Source organism: Streptomyces sp. NBC_00076 (assembly GCF_045041235.1).
Lineage (GTDB): Bacteria > Actinomycetota > Actinomycetes > Streptomycetales > Streptomycetaceae > Streptomyces.
On sequence record NZ_CP108242.1, the window covers coordinates 10,155,852 to 10,174,415 of the forward strand.

At 71.6% G+C, this 18,564-nt stretch carries 18 protein-coding genes; 8 read left to right on the top strand and 10 right to left on the bottom strand.

Annotation, left to right across the window (positions count from 1 at the left end):
- Nucleotides 1-43: 43 nt before the first annotated feature.
- From OHA64_RS45290 to OHA64_RS45305, 4 genes are all read right to left on the bottom strand, one after another.
- The gene (locus OHA64_RS45290; protein ID WP_405623083.1) at nucleotides 44-406 is read right to left on the bottom strand and encodes a UBP-type zinc finger domain-containing protein; all 363 of its coding nucleotides are present in this window, start codon (nucleotides 404-406) and stop codon (nucleotides 44-46) included.
- Nucleotides 403-1,869, bottom strand: a complete 1,467-nt coding sequence (locus OHA64_RS45295) for an ATP-binding protein (RefSeq protein ID WP_405623084.1) — start codon at nucleotides 1,867-1,869, stop codon at nucleotides 403-405. The genes OHA64_RS45290 and OHA64_RS45295 overlap by 4 nt, the downstream gene beginning before the upstream one ends.
- Nucleotides 1,866-3,542, bottom strand: coding sequence for an FAD-dependent oxidoreductase (locus OHA64_RS45300; protein ID WP_405623085.1), 1,677 nt, complete (start codon nucleotides 3,540-3,542; stop codon nucleotides 1,866-1,868). The genes OHA64_RS45295 and OHA64_RS45300 overlap by 4 nt, the downstream gene beginning before the upstream one ends.
- A 171-nt stretch (nucleotides 3,543-3,713) precedes the next feature.
- Nucleotides 3,714-4,067: a VOC family protein gene (locus OHA64_RS45305; RefSeq protein WP_405623087.1), complete on the bottom strand. Its 354-nt coding sequence runs from the start codon at nucleotides 4,065-4,067 to the stop codon at nucleotides 3,714-3,716.
- Between the two features lie 64 nt (nucleotides 4,068-4,131).
- Between OHA64_RS45305 and OHA64_RS45310 the strand changes: the two genes are divergently transcribed.
- Nucleotides 4,132-5,004 carry a universal stress protein gene (locus OHA64_RS45310; RefSeq protein ID WP_405623088.1) on the top strand — a complete coding sequence of 291 codons (873 nt, stop codon included), beginning with the start codon at nucleotides 4,132-4,134 and terminating at the stop codon, nucleotides 5,002-5,004.
- A gap of 1 nt (nucleotide 5,005) precedes the next feature.
- Here the strand turns inward: OHA64_RS45310 and OHA64_RS45315 are convergent, their stop codons facing one another.
- From OHA64_RS45315 to OHA64_RS45325, 3 genes are all read right to left on the bottom strand, one after another.
- Nucleotides 5,006-6,244: a DUF4032 domain-containing protein gene (locus OHA64_RS45315; RefSeq protein WP_405623089.1), complete on the bottom strand. Its 1,239-nt coding sequence runs from the start codon at nucleotides 6,242-6,244 to the stop codon at nucleotides 5,006-5,008.
- A 41-nt stretch (nucleotides 6,245-6,285) separates the two neighbouring features.
- Nucleotides 6,286-7,032, bottom strand: a complete 747-nt coding sequence (locus OHA64_RS45320; RefSeq protein WP_405624383.1) for an MBL fold metallo-hydrolase — start codon at nucleotides 7,030-7,032, stop codon at nucleotides 6,286-6,288.
- Nucleotides 7,033-7,230: 198 nt separating this feature from the next.
- On the bottom strand, nucleotides 7,231-7,857 hold the full coding sequence (locus tag OHA64_RS45325; RefSeq protein ID WP_405623091.1) for an alpha-ketoglutarate-dependent dioxygenase AlkB: 627 nt from the start codon (nucleotides 7,855-7,857) through the stop codon (nucleotides 7,231-7,233).
- 140 nt (nucleotides 7,858-7,997) lie between these two features.
- Here OHA64_RS45325 and OHA64_RS45330 point away from each other — a divergent pair, with 140 nt between their 5' ends.
- Together OHA64_RS45330 and OHA64_RS45335 are read left to right on the top strand one after the other, a co-directional pair.
- Nucleotides 7,998-8,621 (top strand): TetR/AcrR family transcriptional regulator, encoded by a 624-nt coding sequence (locus OHA64_RS45330; protein WP_405623092.1) that lies wholly within the window; start codon nucleotides 7,998-8,000, stop codon nucleotides 8,619-8,621.
- Between the two features lie 79 nt (nucleotides 8,622-8,700).
- A complete protein-coding gene (locus OHA64_RS45335) occupies nucleotides 8,701-10,374 on the top strand; it encodes an FAD-binding dehydrogenase (RefSeq protein ID WP_405624384.1) in 1,674 nt (557 codons plus the stop codon).
- Between the two features lie 19 nt (nucleotides 10,375-10,393).
- On the opposite strand, the gene OHA64_RS45340 is transcribed toward OHA64_RS45335, so the two are convergent.
- A complete protein-coding gene (locus OHA64_RS45340) occupies nucleotides 10,394-10,744 on the bottom strand; it encodes a DUF488 domain-containing protein (protein ID WP_405623094.1) in 351 nt (116 codons plus the stop codon).
- Between the two features lie 162 nt (nucleotides 10,745-10,906).
- Here OHA64_RS45340 and OHA64_RS45345 point away from each other — a divergent pair, with 162 nt between their 5' ends.
- From OHA64_RS45345 to OHA64_RS45360, 4 genes are read left to right on the top strand one after another with little or no spacing between them, the layout of a single operon-like run.
- Nucleotides 10,907-12,319, top strand: a complete 1,413-nt coding sequence (locus tag OHA64_RS45345) for a M1 family metallopeptidase (RefSeq protein WP_405623095.1) — start codon at nucleotides 10,907-10,909, stop codon at nucleotides 12,317-12,319.
- A 57-nt stretch (nucleotides 12,320-12,376) separates the two neighbouring features.
- Nucleotides 12,377-13,147 carry a L,D-transpeptidase family protein gene (locus tag OHA64_RS45350; RefSeq protein WP_405623096.1) on the top strand — a complete coding sequence of 257 codons (771 nt, stop codon included), beginning with the start codon at nucleotides 12,377-12,379 and terminating at the stop codon, nucleotides 13,145-13,147.
- A gap of 38 nt (nucleotides 13,148-13,185) precedes the next feature.
- The gene (locus OHA64_RS45355) at nucleotides 13,186-13,884 is read left to right on the top strand and encodes a response regulator (RefSeq protein ID WP_405623097.1); all 699 of its coding nucleotides are present in this window, start codon (nucleotides 13,186-13,188) and stop codon (nucleotides 13,882-13,884) included.
- Complete coding sequence (locus OHA64_RS45360) at nucleotides 13,881-15,701, top strand: sensor histidine kinase (RefSeq protein ID WP_405623098.1); 1,821 nt, start codon at nucleotides 13,881-13,883, stop codon at nucleotides 15,699-15,701. Before OHA64_RS45355 ends, OHA64_RS45360 begins: the two co-directional genes overlap by 4 nt.
- A 95-nt stretch (nucleotides 15,702-15,796) precedes the next feature.
- On the opposite strand, the gene OHA64_RS45365 is transcribed toward OHA64_RS45360, so the two are convergent.
- Both OHA64_RS45365 and OHA64_RS45370 read right to left on the bottom strand, forming a co-directional pair.
- Complete coding sequence (locus OHA64_RS45365; RefSeq protein ID WP_405623099.1) at nucleotides 15,797-16,048, bottom strand: WhiB family transcriptional regulator; 252 nt, start codon at nucleotides 16,046-16,048, stop codon at nucleotides 15,797-15,799.
- 124 nt (nucleotides 16,049-16,172) lie between these two features.
- Nucleotides 16,173-17,393, bottom strand: a complete 1,221-nt coding sequence (locus tag OHA64_RS45370) for a saccharopine dehydrogenase family protein (protein WP_405623100.1) — start codon at nucleotides 17,391-17,393, stop codon at nucleotides 16,173-16,175.
- 136 nt (nucleotides 17,394-17,529) lie between these two features.
- On the opposite strand from OHA64_RS45370, the gene OHA64_RS45375 reads away from it, so the two are divergent.
- The gene (locus tag OHA64_RS45375; RefSeq protein ID WP_405623101.1) at nucleotides 17,530-18,300 is read left to right on the top strand and encodes a TetR/AcrR family transcriptional regulator; all 771 of its coding nucleotides are present in this window, start codon (nucleotides 17,530-17,532) and stop codon (nucleotides 18,298-18,300) included.
- The last annotated feature ends 264 nt before the right edge of the window (nucleotides 18,301-18,564 follow it).

The window sequence follows — 18,564 nt, forward strand, 5'->3', positions numbered from 1 at the left end:
CGAGGGCGACCGGGCCGGCCGGTGAGGTGGCGGGGCCGGGCGCTCACTGCCGCAACGACCGAGCCCAGTCGGCCGGCACCCGCCCCGCGGGGCCCGGGGTGGGCTGGTCCGCCGGGTGACTCGCCGGCGGCGCGAGCTCAGGTCCCGACTCGTACAGCTCGTTCGTCGCGAAGTTCCAGTACCAGCCCTCGCCCGGCTCGAAGCTCTGCACCAGGGGATGCCCGGTGGCCTTGTAGTGGCCGGTCGCGTGCTGGGCGGGGGAGGAGTCGCAGCAGCCGATGTGCCCGCACTGCGCGCAGCGCCGCAGATGGAACCACCAGCCGCCGGCCGCGTCGCACTCCACGCATCCGGCGCCGCTCGGCGGGTTGGCCGGGTCGAGGCCGTCGATCGGGTTGTCGCTGGTCATACGGTCTCCTCGGACGGTGTGTCGGTGTCGGGTTCCGCGGCCGTGAGCGGCAGCAGGACCTGGAAGCGGGTGTCGCCCGGCTCGGACTCGACGTGGAGGGAGCCGTGGTGTTTGTTGACGACGATCCGCCAGGAGATGTCCAGGCCCAGCCCGGTACCCTCGCCCACCGGCTTCGTGGTGAAGAACGGGTCGAAGATGCGGCCGCGGATCTCCTCGGGCACACCGGGCCCGGTGTCGCGGAACTCCACCAGCAGCCGGTCGTGTTCGAGCGCCGTCCGTACCGTCAACGTCCCTTCTCCGCCGACGCTGTTGACGGCCTGTACCGCGTTGTCGATCAGGTTGGTCCACACCTGGTTGAGCTCCGCCGGGTAGGCCGGCACCTTGGGGACCGTACGGTCGTACTCCTTGACCAGCTTGATCCGCGGGCCGATCTTGCCCGACAGCATCAACAGGGTGCTGTCGAGGAGTTCGTGCACGTCGGCGACCTGGTAGGGGGCCCGGTCCAGCTGCGAGTACTGCTTGGCGGCGTCGACGAGATGGGAGATGCGGTTGGTCGAGTCGTTGATCTCGTCCATCAACAGCTCGGTCTCGACGGTGTAGTTGAGCCAGCCGATCGCGTTCGGCAGGATCTCCTCGTCGACGGCGGCCGCGACCTGGTCCAGCCAGTCCGCGTCGAGACCGGCCTGGACGAAGGTGGGCGCGATCCGCCAGCCGTCCACGATGCCGTGGTCGTCGAGCCAGTCCGTGAGGGCGTCCTCCCGGTCGGAGGCCTCCAGCGGGCTCAACGTGGGGGCCTTGGCCACGCGTTCGGCGGTGCGTTCCTGGATGTCGATGAGGTTCGCCAGGGCCTCGGGGGAGTAGGAGCCCTGGGTGATGACGGCGAGCTTGTGCCGCATCTTGCCCACTCGTTCCCGCAGGGTCGCGGTCGCCCGCACGGCCGCGGCGGCGGGGTTGTTGAGCTCGTGCGTGAGCCCCGCCGACAACGAGCCCAGCGCCAGGAGCCGTTCGCGCTGTCCGATGGCCCGCTGGGTGCTCTTCGCCCCGAAGAACAGTCCCTCCAGCAGATGAACCGCCATCGGGAACCATTCCTGCATGAAGTCCGAGAACTTGTCCGCGGGCAGCACGAAGAAGCGCGTCGGCTCGGTGACCCGCATCGAGTTGTTGTACACCTGGCGCACCCGGTCACCCAGGTACGCCTGCATGGATCCGGCGTAGACCCCGCGCTGGGAGGTGCGGCTGACCTCCACGTCATCGCCGCCGACCCGCCGGTAGAGCACGACCGTGCCCTCGAGCATCACGTAGAAGCAGGTGGCGGGGTCGCCCTCGGTGTAGACCGGGCCGGGCTCGAACCTCTCCACCCGGCCCTGGGTGCACAACTGCCCGAGCTGCTCCGGGGACAGCTTCTCGAACAGGAACAGCGACCCGACCTCCCGCGGGCTGCACGGCATCGGCTGCCCGCTCACGACTGCTCCAGATACCGGTGGACGAGCATCACGGCCATGGCTCCCTCTCCGACGGCGGACGCGACCCGCTTCGCGGACTCGGCTCGGGCGTCGCCCGCTACGAACACGCCCGGGATGTTGGTCTCCAGGTGATACGGGGGCCGGTCCAGCTCCCAGTCGGCCGGTGGCCGCCCGTCGGGGGTCAGATCGGGACCGGCCAGGATGAACCCGTGCTCGTCGCGAAGCACCGCCCCGTCCAGCCAGTCGGTCAGCGGGGCAGCGCCGATGAACACGAACATCCACTGCGCGTCGACGAGTTCGGTCCGCCCGCTCTCCACGTCGCGCAGCGTGAGCTGCTCCAGGTGCTCGGAGCCGTGCGCGGCCTCCACGACCGTCCCGCAGCGCACCGAGATGTTCGGCGACTCCTCGATCTGCTGGATCAGGTAGTGCGACATCGACGCCGACAGCGAGGCCCCGCGCACCAACAGGGTCACCGACTTCGCGCCCCGCGCCAGGTACATCGCGGCCTGTCCGGCGGAGTTGGCGCCGCCCACGATGTACACGTCGTGGCCCTGGCAGGAGGCCGCCTCGGTCAGTGCCGAGCCGTAGAACACCCCGCAGCCCGTCAGGTCGGTCGCGCCGGGCGCCTGGAGCTGCCGGTACGACACACCGGTCGCCAGGATCACGCTGTGCGCGGCGATGGCCGAGCCGTCCGAGAACCGTACGACCCGCGCGGCGCCGTTGATCTCCAGTCCCGTCACCTGCCGCGCGGTGAGGATCTCGGCGCCGAACTTCGTCGCCTGCCGCCGCGCCCGGTCGGTGAGCTGGGCTCCCGACACCCCGTCCGGGAAGCCGAGGTAGTTCTCGATGCGGGAGCTCTGCCCGGCCTGCCCGCCGGTCGCCGACCGTTCCACGAGCACCGTCCGCAGCCCTTCCGAGGCCCCGTACACGGCCGCGCCGAGCCCGGCCGGGCCGCCGCCGATGACGACCAGGTCGTAGAAGTCCGCCTCGGGTGTCGTCGCCAGACCGACCCGCGCGGCCAGCTCGGGCGCCTCCGGTTCGACCAGCGGGGTGCCGTCGGGGGTGATCACCAGCGGCAGCCGCCGCGTGTCCTGTCCGGCCGCCGCCAGCAGCCGCCGCCCCTCCGGCTCGTCCGCCGAGTACCAGCGGTACGGCACCTGGTTGCGCGCGAGGAACTCCCGCACGTCCGAGGAACGCGCCGACCAGCGGTGTCCGACCACCTTGGTGGCGGGTACCGGCCGGAAGTCGCTGCACCGCCACGCCTCCAGGAGGTCGTCCAGCACCGGGTACAGCTTCTCCTCGGGCGGGTCCCAGGGCTTGAGCAGGTAGTGGTCGAGGTCGACGACGTTGATCGCGTCGATCGCCGCGTTCGTGTCCGCGTACGCGGTCAGCAGCACCCGCCGGGCACCCGGATACACGTCCAGCGCCTGTTCCAGGAACTCGATGCCGTTCATCTGCGGCATCCGGTAGTCCGCCAGGATCACCGCCACCAGGTCACCGCGCAGCTTCAGCTCCCGCAGCGCCTCCAGTGCGGACTCGCCGGACTCCGCGCGCACGATCCGGTACGACTCGCCGTAGCGTCGCCGCAGGTCGCGGGCGACGGCTCGGGAGACCCCCGGGTCGTCGTCCACGGTCAAGATGACGGTCCGCGCTGCGTCCGCGGCCTGTGCCATACGTCTCCCACCCCGAGGTCGGACCGACGGCGCGGCGGTTCACGTGGTGCTTCGATCACCGCGCCGGCTCCAGGCCATCGTATGTTCGATCGTCGCGGTTCGCTCCGGGATACCCGGAGGGGTTCGCTCCGGGCACAGGGCCGGGCGCGGGGAGTCAACAGGGGCGGGACGTCAGCCGCGTCGCGGGCCCAGCACACAGAACTCGTTGCCCTCGGGATCCGCCAGCGTCACCCACGGCTGCTCGCCCTGGCCGACGTCCGCGTGCCGCGCCCCGAGAGCGATCAGACGGGCCACCTCGGCCTCCTGGTCCTCGGGCCGGAAGTCGAGGTGGAGACGGTTCTTGACGGTCTTGGCCTCCGGCACCGGCACGAAGAGCAGCCCCGGGAGGCGGTCCTTCTCCGGGCGGATCTCGTACTCGTCCGGGAAGTCACCCACGACCACCCACCCGAGCGCCTCGGCCCACCAGCGTCCCAGCGCCGCCGGATCGGCCGCGTCCACGATGACCTGCTCCCATTCCAAAGTCATGTCGTGAGCGTAGTGAAGACTGGGTTACCCGGCACATGGACGACGACACAAGGAGGCCGACAGCATGACGCGCCCGATCACGGCAGGGGTCGACGGAACCGAGGAGAGCCTGGCCGCGCTGGCCTGGGCGGCTCGGGAGGCGGTCCGCCGCAAGCTGGCGCTGCGGGTCGTGCACGCCTGGCAGTTCCAGGCGCACGAGGCGATCGAGGCCACGGACCCCGAGGTCCAGGTCGGCTGGGCCCGGGAGGCGGTGGGCGAGGCCGCCCGGACCGTCACCGAGCGCCATCCGGAGCTGGAGGTCTCCACCGACGTGCTCGAGGGCGCCGATGCCGAGACGCTGGTCGCCGCCGCGGCGGAGGCCGAGATGCTGGTCCTCGGCTCGCGCGGCCATGGCCGGGTCATGGGCTTCCTGCTCGGATCGGTGGGCCAGCAGGTGATCGTCGAGGCCGCCCGGCCGGTCGTCCTGGTGCGGGCCGGTGACGAGCCCGCGGCCGAGGCGGCGGGCCGCGAGATCGTCGTCGGCCAGCGGGGTGAGCCGGAGGACACCGCCGAGGCGCTGCGGTTCGCGTTCGAGACGGCGGCGACGCGCGGTGCCACGGTGCGCGCGGTACGGGCCTGGACCCTGCCGCCGGTCTTCGCCTACAGCCCCGGCTCGCTCAAGCTCCTCGACGAGACCGGTGGCATGGAACCGTACGAGAAGAAGGCCCTGGCGACGGCGTTGCAGCCGTGGCGGGACCGCTTCCCGGACGTGCCGGTCGTCGAGCACGTGGAGATGGGCAGCGCGGGGCAGGTGCTGCTGTCGGTGGCCGGCGGGGCCCAGCTGATGGTCGTCGGGCGCCGCGCCCACCGTACGGCCGCGGGCGCCCGTATCGGATCGGTTGCCCATGGCGTGCTGCACCACGCGGGCTGCCCGGTGGCCGTGGTGCCGCACGCCTGAGTCAGTCGCTGGCGGGGCTGGGCTGGAGTGTCTCCCGGGCCTTGGGAAGGATGTTCTTGATGTAGTCCGCCACGGCCATGTCAAGGCCCAGGTCGTGCTGTGCGCGCTCGGACAGGTACCAGCGGTGTTCCAGCAGCTCGTGGTAGATCTCGGCCGCGTCCATCGAGCCGCGCATTTCGAGGGGGACGGCCCGCACGGTGGGGCGGAAGACATCCCGCACCCAGCGGTGGGCGAGCACCTCCGGACGGGCCGCGAGGGGGTCGCCCGGGGCGTAGTCGTCCTGGGTGGCCATCCAGCTCTCCAGGTCGTTCAGGAGCCGGCGGGCCTGGTTCTCCTCGGCGTCCAGGCCGGTCAGCCGCAGCAACTGGCGCTGGTGGTGGCCGGCGTCCACGACCTTGGGCACGAAGGTGACGGAATCGCCGTTCGAGGAGTGCTCGATCTGCATCTCGGCCACATCGAACCCGAGGTCGTTCAGACGGCGGATCCGGCGCTCGATGAAGTGGTACTTGCCCGCCGGATAGACGGACCTGCGGGTCAGCTCCTCCCACAGGCCGCCGTAGCGGGCGCAGATCTCCATGCCGAACTCGATCGGGTCCACGGACGGGTGCAGGGCCCCGGACGCCTCCAGGTCGAGCAGTTCGCCGCTGATGTTCACCCGGGCGAGGTCCAGGTCGTAGTCGCGCTGGCCGACGCTGAGTTGCGGGTGCAGGTCGCCGGTCTCCGCGTCGACCAGGTAGGCGGCGTACGCGCCGGCGTCCCGCCGGAACAGTGTGTTGGACAGCGAGCAGTCTCCCCAGGCGAAGCCGGCGAGGTGCAGCCGCACCAGAAGCACGGCCAGGGCGTCCATCAGGCGGTGCATGGTCGCGGGCCGCATGGTGGTCTCGAACATCGACCGGTACGGCATGGAGCCGCCCAGATGCCGGGTGACCAGCACCGGCTCCAGCGGGGCGTCGTCCCCGGCGGTGCGTCCGGTGACCACGGCCAGCGGGTCCACGGCGGGGATGCCGATCCGGTCCAGGTCGCGCAGCAGCTCGTACTCGCGCAGCGCAGGGCGTTCGGCGAGCTCCTTGACGGCGATGACCTCGTCGCCGGCGCGGGCGTAGCGCACGACGTGGCGGGAGATACCGCGCGGCAGCGGCACGAGGTACTCCTCGGGCCACTCCTCCAGGGGGAGGTGCCAGGGCAGTTCGAGCAGGAGCGCGGGATGCTCCGGGTTGGTCGCGCTGATCTGCAGGGCCATGGGTCGACTGTCCTTGCTTCGCCGGTGATCGTCACCTCACCTTAGAACGCGCGCTCCCTTGCCTGAAGTGCCGCTTCACGGACCGGACCGCGGTGCACGGGACCGTGCCCCGGCAGGAGCAGGTCCGCGTCCAGCGCCGCGATCACGTCCAGCGAGGCCACGGTCCGGGGCCGCTCGTGGTGGAACATGTCGGGCAGCAGCTGCGGGCCCTTGATCCGGGAGGTCGGGTGGCCGCTCACCAGGGCGTCGCCGGAGATCAGTACGCCCCGGTCCGGGAGGTGGAAGGCGGAGTGCCCGTCCGTGTGGCCGGGCGTGTGCACGGGGACGGGCCGGCCGGGCAGGTCGAGCGCGCCCGGCGCCGGGAAGGTCTGGGGGGAGGCGACCGGGACATGGGCGGTGCCGCCCGAGCGGATCGCGTGCACGGCCCACGGCAGGACACCGGGCCGCCAGCCGTTCTTCACGACCGTGCCGACGCTGACCTGGTGCAGGAACTCCCGCCGCGCGTGCGGCACTTCGGCCTCGTGCAGATACACGGGCATGCCGTAGGCGCCGCGCAGGTACTCGGCGGAGCCCAGGTGGTCGTTGTGGGCGTGGGTGATCAGCACCGCCTCGACGGCCTCCGGTGAACTGCCCAACTCCGCGAGCGAGGCGAGGAGTTGCTCCCGGTCACCGGGGTAGCCGGTGTCGACCAGCGTCACGGCGTCCCCCTCGGTGAGGATCACCCAGTTGGTGTTGCTGCCGTGCACCAGGTAGGCGCCGTCGGCTACTTGCTGCACATCTGCGCGCATCATCGTCCCGCGTGTGAGGTACCTGCTCGACGGAGACAGCAAAGCAGACCAGGAGGCGGGCGGAGTCGCCGGGTCCGGCAAGGATCATCGGGCGGCGTTCCCCGGAGTGAGGCCGCCTCCGGCACCTGTGCCGGAGGCGGCCCCCCGCGCGCGGCCGGAGCGGCCGCCTTTCCGCCCGGCCGCGCGCCGTCCCGCGTGTCAGTGCACGTCGTGCGGGCGGAACTGGACGCTGATCCGCGGCCCTGTGGCGCTCGTCGTCTTCGGTACGGAGTGCTCCCAGGTCCGCTGGCAGGAGCCGCCCATCACGATCAGGTCGCCGTGTCCCAGGGGCCGGCGGACCGAGTCGCCGCCCCGCATCGGCCGCAGCAACAGGTCACGGGGCGTGCCCACGGAGAGGATCGCGACCATGGTGTCCTGGTGCGCGCCGCGTCCGGTCCGGTCGCCGTGCCAGGCGACGCTGTCGCGCCCGTCGCGGTAGTAGCACAGCCCGGCCGTGGTGAAGGGCTCGCCCAGTTCCTCGGCGTAGTGCGCGGACAGTGCCTCGCGGGCCTCCGTCAGCAGGGGGTGCGGGAGTGGGTCGCCGGCGCCGTAGAACGCCAGCAGGCGTGGTACGTCGACGACCTGGTCGTACATCTTCCGGCGCTCCGCGCGCCACGGCACGTCGGCGGCCAGCTGCTCGAACAGGGCGTCGGAGCCGCTCAGCCATCCGGGCAGTACGTCGATCCAGGCATCCGTGCCGAGCGCGGTCCGGCGGATCCCGTCGAGGGGACCGAGGCTCAGCTGGTCACTCTGGTCGAAGAGGGAAGCCTGGAGGTGCCTGGTCATGGGTTCAGCGTACTCCTTATTCGAAAATATGTTCTCACTGATGTCTCGGTCTCTGGGGCGGTGTCCGACAGGGGCTCCAGGGCTTTCGATACATCGACGTATCGGATACATTCCCGTATCGAACGGAAACAGGGAGTGGCATGGCGGTGCGGGAGACGACCGGACGCGTGACCAGACGCCGTGTCCGCACCCGGGCCAACCTCCTGGACGCGGCCTTCGCGGTCTTCGCCGCCAAAGGATTCGGGCGGGTCTCCATCGAGGAGGTCTGTGAGGCGGCCGGGTACAGCCGGGGTGCCTTCTACTCCAACTTCGACAGCCTGGACGAGCTGTTCTTCGCCCTCTACCAGCAGCGGGCCGACCTGATCGCCGAGCAGGTGGCACAGGCGCTGGCTCTCGACGGACCCGAACTCGACGTGCCCGCCTCGGTGGACCGGGTCTCCGAGGTGCTTCTGCTCGACGTGGACTGGCTGCTGGTGAAGACCGACTTCCTCGTCCACGCCGCCCGCGATCCGGCCGTCGCTCAGACCTTGCTGGAACACCGGGAACGGCTGCGGCGGGCGATCGAGGAACGGCTCGCGCGCGCCACCGGACCCGCCGCCCTGCCCGCCGCGCTCGGCGACATCGACGGCGCGGCCCGCGCGGTCGTCGCCGCGTACGACGGAGTCACCACCCAACTGCTGCTGGACAAGGACGTCGAGCGCGCCCGCGTCTGGCTGGGACAGCTGCTCACCGCGCTGTTGACCGACGGCGGCGCATCCGAATGACATCCCACGAACACACACCCGAAGCCCCCAAGACCCACCCGAAGCCCCAAGAAACCCCATGAGAAAGGCAACGGTCGCCATGGATGCGGACGTCATCGTCGTCGGAGCCGGACTCGCGGGCCTGGTCGCGGCGCACGAGCTGACCAGCCGGGGCCGCCGGGTCGCGCTGGTCGACCAGGAGAACGCCGCCAACCTCGGCGGGCAGGCCTTCTGGTCCTTCGGCGGGTTGTTCCTCGTCGACTCCCCGGAACAGCGGCGCCTGGGCATCAAGGACTCCTTCGACCTCGCCTGGAACGACTGGCAGGGCAGCGCGCGGTTCGACCGCGTCGACGACGAGGACTCCTGGGCGGTGCGCTGGGCGCGCGCCTACGTCGAGTTCGCGGCGGGGGAGAAACGTTCCTGGCTCCAGGGGCACGGCATCTCCTTCCTGCCCACCGTCGGCTGGGCCGAGCGCGGAGACCTGACGGCCCACGGACACGGCAACTCCGTACCCCGCTTCCACGTCGCCTGGGGCACCGGAACGGGTGTGGTGGAGCCCTTCGTCGACCACGCCAAGCAGGCCGCACGAGACGGACTGCTCACCTTCTACCACCGCCACCAGGTCGACGAACTGGTCATCGAGGAGGGCGCCGCACGCGGGGTGCGCGGCACCGTGCTGGCCGAGGACCACTCGCCCCGGGGCGTCGCCTCCAGCCGTGAGCGCCTCGGCGACTTCGAACTCACCGCACAGGCCGTGGTCGTCACCACCGGCGGCATCGGGGCAAACCACGAGATGGTCCGCCGCCACTGGCCGGAGCGCCTCGGCACCCCGCCCGCCGAGATGGTCACCGGCGTGCCCGCCTACGTCGACGGCCGGATGCTCGACATCAGCGCCGGCGCCGGGGTGCGTCTGGTCAACCGGGACCGCATGTGGCACTACACCGAGGGGCTGCGGAACTGGGACCCGATCTGGCCGGGGCACGGCATCCGCATCCTGCCCGGCCCGTCCTCGATGTGGTTCGACGCCCTCGGCCGCCGGCTGCCCGAGCCGTGCCTGCCCGGCTACGACACCCTCAGCACCCTCGAGTACCTGCGCACCACCGAGGACATCGCCGGATACGACCACTCCTGGTTCATCCTCACCCAGAAGATCATCGAGAAGGAGTTCGCCCTGTCGGGCTCCGAGCAGAACCCCGACATCACCGCCAAGGACCGCGCCGGCTTCCTGAAGGAGCGCGTGCTCGGCAAGGGGGCGCCGGGGCCGGTCGACGCCTTCCTGCGCAAGGGTGCGGACTTCGTGACCGCTTCGAACCTGGAGCAACTCGTCGACAAGATGAACGACCTGACCGACAAGGCGCTCCTCGACGCGACCGGGATCCGGCGCCAGATCGAGGCCCGCGACCTGCAGATCGCCAACCCCTACAGCAAGGACGCCCAGGTGCAGGGCATCCGCAACGCCCGCCGCTACATCGGCGACCGGCTCGGCCGGGTCGCCACCCCGCACCGCATCCTCGACCCGGCGGCCGGACCGCTGATCGGCGTCAAGCTGCACACCCTCACCCGCAAGACACTCGGCGGCATCCAGACCGATCTCGACTCCCGCGCCCTCGGCGCCGACGGCAAGCCCCTGGAGGGTCTGTACGCGGCGGGCGAGGTCGCCGGCTTCGGAGGCGGGGGCGTCCACGGCTACAACGCGCTGGAGGGCACCTTCCTCGGCGGCTGCCTCTTCTCCGGGCGGGCGGCGGGGCGGGCGGCCGCTCGGCAGACCGACTGACCGCGAACGGCCCGTCTGCTCACGTTGTCAGGAGACGGGCCAGCACCGGCGCGTGGCTCTGTTCGGGGGACTTGGCGGCGGTCAGCAGGGTGACGGCGCCCCGGTCGGCCAACTCACGCAGATGGTCGAGGAGTTCGGCCGCCTCGGGAGCGGCAAGCTCCGCCTCGTACCGCTCGCTGAACTCCTCGTACGACCCCTCGCCCGCGTGGTACCAACGGCGCAGTTCGGTCGACGGGGTGAGGTCCTTGGGCCACTCGTCGACGTGTGCGGCGTCCTTCGACAGGCCGCGCGGCCACAACCGGTCGACCAGGACACGTACGCCGTCGTCCGGCTCGGGCGGTTCGTAGACGCGACGGACACGGACGCTCACGGGCGGGCCTTTCTCGGGCGGCGGGCGGTTTCCGCAGCGTATAGCCGTGCCCCGGTCAGAACGGGTGGGCGCGACGGGACTTGACCCGGTAAAGGTCGATACGGGGGAGGCGGCCCCTTTAGTGTGAGCGCCGTTGGTACCCCCCACCGTGTAGGAGCCCGCGTGAGACCGTCCGTCAGACGCACCGCCGTCCTCCGCCGAGAGGCCGTGATCGTCACCGTCCCCGTCGCCCTCGCGGCGCTGCTCGCGGCCGCCGGGCCCGCTTCGGCGGGCCCCATCGGCTCGGCCGGCGTCGGTGACCCGTACTTCCCGCTGGCCGGCAACGGCGGCTACCACGTCGGCCATTACGACCTGACGCTCGGTTATGACCCGGGCAGTCGGCACCTCACCGGCAAAGCGGTGATCACCGCCCGTGCCACCCAGCGGCTCAGCCGCTTCGACCTCGACCTCGAAGGGCTGAAGGTCACCGGGCTCACGGTCGACCACGCCAAGGCGGAGTACCGGCGCGACGGCCAGGAACTCGTCGTCACTCCGCGCCACACCCTGCGCAAGGGCGAGCGGTTCAAGGTCACGGTCACCTACGCAGGCAAGCCCGCGCCGGTCACCGACCCGGACGGCTCGCTCGACGGCTGGATCCCCACCGACGACGGCGCCTTCGTCGTCGGTGAACCACAGGGCGCCATGACCTGGTTCCCGGCGAACAACCACCCCCTCGACAAGTCGTCCTACGACTTCACGATCACCGTCCCCAAGGGCCGCACCGCCGTCGCCAACGGCGTCCTGCTCGGGCAGCGCACCAAGAACGGCACCACCACCTTCCGCTGGCGCCAGAAGGAACCCATGGCCGCCTACCTCGCCACCGCGACCGTGGGGACGTTCCAGGTCGAGCAGTACACGACCCGCGACGGCATCAAGGTCTACGACGCCGTGGACCCGCGGGAGGCCGCCGCCGCGAAGCCCGTACTGAAGAAGCTTCCCTCGGTGCTGGAGTGGGAGAGCAAGCTGTTCGGGCCGTACCCCTACCGCGCCGCCGGCTCCATCGTCGACCACGCCCCGAACGTCGGCTACGCGCTGGAGACCCAGACCCGGCCGGCGTACGACAGGGCCCCCGACCTGAGCACCCTCGTCCACGAGAGTGCCCACCAGTGGTTCGGCGACTCCGTCTCCCTCACCTCCTGGAAGGAGATCTGGCTCAACGAGGGATTCGCCACGTACGCGGAGTGGCTGTACAGCGAGCAGCACGGCGGCCCGAGTGCGCAAACGGCCTTCGACGAGCTCTACCAGCGTCCGGCGAGCGACGATCTGTGGGCCTTCCCGCCCGGCGACCCCGGCAGCGGCGCCAACATCTTCGGCACCCCCGTCTATGCCCGCGGCGCCATGACCCTGCAGGTCCTGCGCACGGCCGTCGGCGACCGGACGTTCTTCCGGATCCTGCGGGCCTGGGCCGCCGAACACCGCTACGGACACGGCACGACCCCCCAGTTCGTGCGCCTCGCGGAACGGCTCTCGGGCAAGGACCTGGACGCGCTGTTCCACACCTGGCTGTACACGGCGGGAAAGCCGAACACGCCGTAGTCCGAAGAGGATTGCGATCCTGACGAGTTCCTCACAAGTGTCGGTCAAGGTCGAATCGTGATCAGACACAGCCCTCCGGCCGCGCTGCTGGCCGCGTCCCTGTTACTCACCGGATGCGGCGGTGGCGCGGCGGCGGTTCAGGACCACCGGCCCGGCCCCGACCCGGCGGCGAGCACGTCGCGGGCGCCCGGCCGGCCCTCACCGCCCGCGGCCTCGCCGGAGACCTCCGTCGAGGCCGCCCCGCGGCAGTTGCCCGGGCTGGGGCCGAAGACGCTGTCCGAGGTCCCCTCCGACGCCCGCCAGGCCGTCCTCGTGACCGGACGGGGCAGCAACTCCCCGATGTCCACGGTCGTCCTGTACGAGCGCACCCCGGCAGGCTGGCAGGCCGGCGAGAGCTGGCCCGCGCACAACGCGCTCAAGGGCTGGACCGACCATCACCGGGCCGGCGACCTGCGCTCACCCGTCGGCGTCTTCACCCTCACCGACGCCGGCGGCCGGCTCCGCGACCCCGGTACCCGGCTGCCGTACGACCGGGGGAGCGGTTTCACCGCGACCGGCACGGGTTTCGAGGGCGAGCCGCTCGCCGGGTCCTTCGACTACGTGATCGCCATCAACTACAACCGCAAGCCCGGCACGACCCCGCTGGACTGGACCCGGCCCCTCGGCGCGAGCCGCGGCGGCGGCATCTGGTTCCATGTCGACCACGGCGGCCCCACCCACGGCTGCGTCAGCATCGCCGAACGGCACATGATCGAACTGCTGCGGGCGCTGGATCCCGCCCGTCACCCCGTCGTCGTCATGGGCGACGCCGACTCCCTGGCCCGCTGAGTCCGCCGAGGTCTCCCCAACCGCTTAGGATCCGCCGGGTGTGCGCACATGTGCTGGTCGCCGAGGACGATGAGATGCAGGCCGAACTCATCCGCCGGTCCCTGCTGGCGGAGGGACACACCGCCACCGTGGTCCACGACGGCCGGGCCGCCCTGGAAGCGGCCCACCGGCTCCGGCCGGACCTCGTCGTCCTGGACCTGATGCTGCCGGTGATCGACGGCTTCGGGGTGTGCCGGGTGCTGCGCCGGGACGACGACATCCCCGTCCTGATGCTCACCGCCCGGACCGCCGAGGACGACGTCCTGCTGGGTCTGGAACTCGGCGCGGACGACTACATGACCAAGCCGTACAGCCCGCGCGAGCTGATGGCCCGCATCCGCACGGTCCTGCGGCGCAGCTCTCGTGCCCCCGCCGAGCGGCGGGACGACTCCGTCGTACGGGCCGGGGGAGTCACGGTCGACCGGGTACGGCACGAGGTGCGCTGCGAGGGAGCCCCCGTGGAGTGCACGCCGGCCGAGTTCGAGATCCTGCTGGCGATGGCCGGCGAACCGGAACGGGTGTTCTCCCGGCGGCAGTTGCTGGAGGTCACCCGGGGCACCGACCGGGCCTCCACCGAACGGGCCGTCGACGTCCACGTCATGAACCTGCGCCGGAAGATAGAGGCGGACCCGCGCCGGCCCGCCCGGCTGCTGACCGTCTTCGGGGTCGGCTACAAGCTGAGCGGCGGCCACGGATGAGCGGCTGGATACCCCTGCGCAAGCGCCTGCTGGTGCGGCTGCTCATCGCCTCCGGCCTCATCGCCGTGTGCTCCGTGGCGGCGACGGCCTGGCTGGCGGTGGAGACCACCACCCGCGCCCTGCGGGAGGAACAGGGGCAGGTCCTCGCCGACGACATGGACGTCCTCGCCCGGCTCAGCGGGTACGCCGCGACCCACGCCGACTGGCGGGGAGTCGGGACGACCGTACGGGAGCTGTCCGCCCGGACGGGGCGGCGTATCGCCCTGACCACCGCCGACCGCACCCCCCTCGCCGACTCCGCGCCGCGCGGTACCGCACTGCCGGTGAGCGCCGCCGCCACCGTCGACCCGCTGCGCACCGACACGTTCAGCGAGCGTGGCGCCCAACTCAGCGGCACCGACCCCCGCGTGGTGGGCCCGTACCGGCTCACGGCGGTCGAACGCACCAAGGTCGACGCGCTGGCCGAGGCACGGCAGCGCTGCTTCGCCCGCCACGGCATCGACCTCAGCCTGACCCACGCGCCGAGCGGCCGCGCCGTCCTCACCGAGACGGACGGCACCGCCGAACCCGGCTATGTGCCGGACGAGTGCGCCGACGGCCTCTTCAACACGCCGACCCCCACCGAGGAGAAGGCGCTGACGGCACTCCAGAAGGACGCCCGGGGCTGTCTGACCCGGGTCGGCCTGGACCCCAGGACTCCGTTGTTCTTCGGGATGGACGACACCAGCCCGGCCTCGCGGGGCCCGAGCTACGCGCCCGCCTTCGTCAAGGTGGGGGACCGGACCAAGCGCGCGGCCCAGGCCTGCCTCGACACCGCCCGTCGCGTGCAGCTGGACCCGTACGTGGCTCCCGCGGCCCAGCTGTTCCTGGGGGGCGGCGGAGACACCCCCGCCGTCCGCTTCGACATGTCCACGGGCAACAAGGCCAAGGTCGTCGGCACCGCGGGCCTCGTCTTCGCCGTCACCGTGGCCGTGACGGCGGTGGTCGCCACCCGGCTCGTCCGGCCGCTGCGGGCGCTGACCGAGGCGGCCCAGCAGCCGCCGGAACGGCACGTTCGGGTCCCCGTCACCACCCGGGACGAGACCGGCATCCTGGCCGCCGCCTTCAACGAGCTGACCGAGCGCCGCGAACGCCTGGAGGCCCAACGCAAGGCGATGGTCAGCGACATCGCCCACGAACTGCGCAGCCCGCTGACCAACATCCGCGGTTGGCTGGAGGTCACCCGCGACGGCGTCGTCGACCCGGACCCGGCCCTGCTCGCCGCCCTGCACGACGAGGCCCTCGTCCTGCAGCGGGTCATCGACGACCTGCGCGACCTCGCCGACGCCGACGCGGACGCGCTGCGCCTGCACCCGGAGGCGCTGCGCTGCGACGAACTCCTCGACCAGGTGGCGGCGGCCCACCGCGTCGCGGCCGACGCGGCCGGCGTCCGCCTGCGCACCAGCGTGGACGGCATCCCGTGGCTGGACGCCGACGTGGTGCGGATGCGGCAGGCGCTGGGCAACCTGGTCTCCAACGCGCTGCGCCACACGCCCGCCGGCGGCACCGTCACCCTGGCCGCGCGTCGCGCCGACGGCGACGTCCTGCTGGAAGTCACCGACACCGGCACCGGAATCGAGGCCGACGACCTGCCGCATGTCTTCGACCGGTTCTGGCGCGCGGAGAAGTCCCGCAGCCGCCGCACCGGCGGCAGCGGCCTGGGCCTGCCCATCGTCCGTCACCTCGTCGCCGCCCACGGCGGCAGCGTCGAGGCGGCGAGCGAGCCCGGTGCCGGAAGCGTCTTCACCCTGCGGCTGCCGGGCGGTTCGCCGCGGTAGCGGTCCGATGGTCGTGGCTGTCGGCCGACGTCCTGGATGCGCGGGCCCGCTGTCGCACGACACCGGGCCCGCGCCTGCCGCCTCACGTCACCGCGTCACGCGGAGCGCCTCCGGGCCGCCGTGCGCCGCTTGATCGCACGGCGTTCGTTCTCGCTCGTTCCGCCCCAGACGCCGAGGGTCTGCCCGGTGTCGAGCGCCCACTGCAGGCACTCGTCCCGGACCGGGCAGGGCCGACACACGGCCTTGGCCTGTTCCTCCTGCACCAACGCCGGGCCAGTGGTGCCGATCGGGAAGAAGAGATCGGGGTCCTCGTGGCTGCACGCGGCGTGTTCGCGCCAGTTCTCCATGAAAAGTCACCTGCGATCGAATCGAACGTGCCCTCGGGGAAGCCTTACTCGTTTCCGGGTCACCTGTCGATGCTTGGGTGAAACAACCGAGCCCAGTGGGACCTCGTGAAGATATGGCGGGGGTTCACTGCTCGCGCATGCCCCAGGGCGAGCCGTACGCGGTCAGCAGGTCGAGGAAGGGGCGGGCCGGGAAGGCCTCCGGGCCCAGGACACCCGCGCCGGTCCAGGCGCCCGTGGCGAGCAGTTCGAGGGCGACGACCGGATTGACGGCGGTCTGCCACACCACCGCCTGACAGCCGTACTCGGCCATGGACCACTGGTTGTCGACCACGTGGTAAAGGTAGACCTCGCGCGGCCTCCCGTCCTTGACGCCCCGTACCCAGGTGCCCGCACAGGTCTTTCCGTGCATCCGCTCGCCCAGCGTCGCCGGGTCCGGCAGACATGCGGCGACGACGTCCCGGGGCGAGACCGAGACCGGCCCGGCGAGGCCCGGCACCGTCACCGGGTCGGTGCGGTCCAGACCCAGCAGGTGCAGCGTCCGCAGGGTCCGGATGAACTCCTCGCCCAGCCCGTACTTGAAGGTGACCCGGCGGGCGTCCACCCAGCGCGGCACCAGCAGCACCTCCTCGTGCTCCACGTTCACGCACTCGACCGGACCGATTCCCTCGGGGAAGTCGAACACCTCGGGCTCGCTGAACGGCTCGGTGGTGAACCAGCCTCGGTCGGCCTCGTAGACGACCGGAGGGTTGAGGCACTCCTCGATCGTGGTCCAGATGCTGAAGGACGGGGCGAACTCGTAGCCGTCGACGGTGAGGTTCGCGCCGTCGCGGACACCGATCTCCTCGATCTCGTCGAAGAGTTCGTCGGCCGCGTGCCGGGCGAAGACGTCCGACAGGCCCGGCTCCACGCCCATCCCGACCAGGGCCAGAGCGCCGGCCATCTCCCACTCGGGCGCCCGCGTGAACTGCTCGTCGCCCAGCTTGACCCCGCACTCCTCGTACGGGCGCTCGGTGTGCGGCCGGGACAGTGACATCGCCATGTCGACATAGGTCGCGTCGGCGGTACGCGCCGCCAGGAACAGCGGCATCACGAACCGCGGGTCGGTCGCGTTGAGGAGGACGTCACAGCGGTGACGCACCATCAGCGCCGCCACGGCGGCCTCGTCGCCGGCGTCCACGCGCTCGGCCAGGAACCGCGCCCCGTCGTCTCCGAGCGCCGCGACGGCCGTCTCCGCCCGCGTCGGATCGTGGTCCGCGACCACCATCGCCTCGAAGAACGGCCGCCGGGCAGCGATCCGGGTGATGGCGGTGCCCACACCGCCTGCGCCCACGAGCAGTACACGCATGACAAGAACTCCCTGCCGGTTCGAACGTCGCTGATGTGTCGTCGATGCATCGCTGATGTGGGGGCCCTTGGCGCAGATACAACGCCGTACGCTCACACAAGGTCAATGCCGTTGGCATAAGAAAGGGAGGTCGGCGATGGCGCCGAAACCCGTGGTCCCCGAGGAGAAGCGGCGCAGGCGCCGGCCCACCAGAAGCGGCACCGTGCTGTCGGAGCGGCTGATCGTCGAGACCGCGCTGCGCATGCTGCGCGAACACGGCAGCGACGGACTCACCGCCCGCCGCCTCGGCCTCGCCCTCGACGCCGACCCGTCCACGCTCTACCGGTACTTCCGCGGCATGGACGACCTGACGCTGGCCATCGGTGACGCGCTCATCGGCCAGGCTCTCGAGGGCTGGGAGCCGACGGGGGAGTGGCGGTCGGACCTGCGGACCGTCGGGTTGCGCATCCACGCCGCGTACCTGGCGCACCCGCAGGCCGCGCTGCTGACCACGAACCGGGTCACCGGCCGGGCGAACGAACTCGCCGCCGACGAGACCGTGCTGGACGTCCTCAGAACCGCGGGGTTCCCGCTGCCGGACACCGTGCGGGTGTACCACGCCTTCATCGACCAGACCCTCGCCTTCGCCGCGCTCGACGCGGCTTCGCTGACCTTGCCGAGTGCCTCCCAGCACGCCGACGAGGAGATGTGGCGCTCGACGTACGCCCGCCTCCCTCGCGCCACCCACCCCCGCATCGCCGAAGCGGCCCCTCTCCTGGCCACCCGCATGGTGACCAGCGCCTACCCGACGGCCCTGGAGATGCTCCTGGAGAGCGCGGAGGTCCGGCTCACGGCGCTCAAGGCCCGGCCGCGCCCGCGAGGACACGGCCGAGCGCCGCACGCCCAGCATCCCGGCCGCAAACCGTGAACCGCCGACGGCACGCCGTTTCGGTGCGGGCGGGGAGGACGGGGCCGTGCGTCGCTGCGGCCCGTACGGGCGGTGACTGGGCAGGGTGTCGGCGGACCACGGGATACGGCCGGCCGCGCGTTGCCGTGGCTCGTACCGGCGGGCGTTGACCGCGCACGTCTTGGTTCAGGTCGGCGGGCGTTGACCGCGCACGTCTTGGTTCAGGTCGGCGGGCGGCTCACCGGACAGGATCGCGGCTCGTGCCGGTGGTCGGCGGGCCCCGCG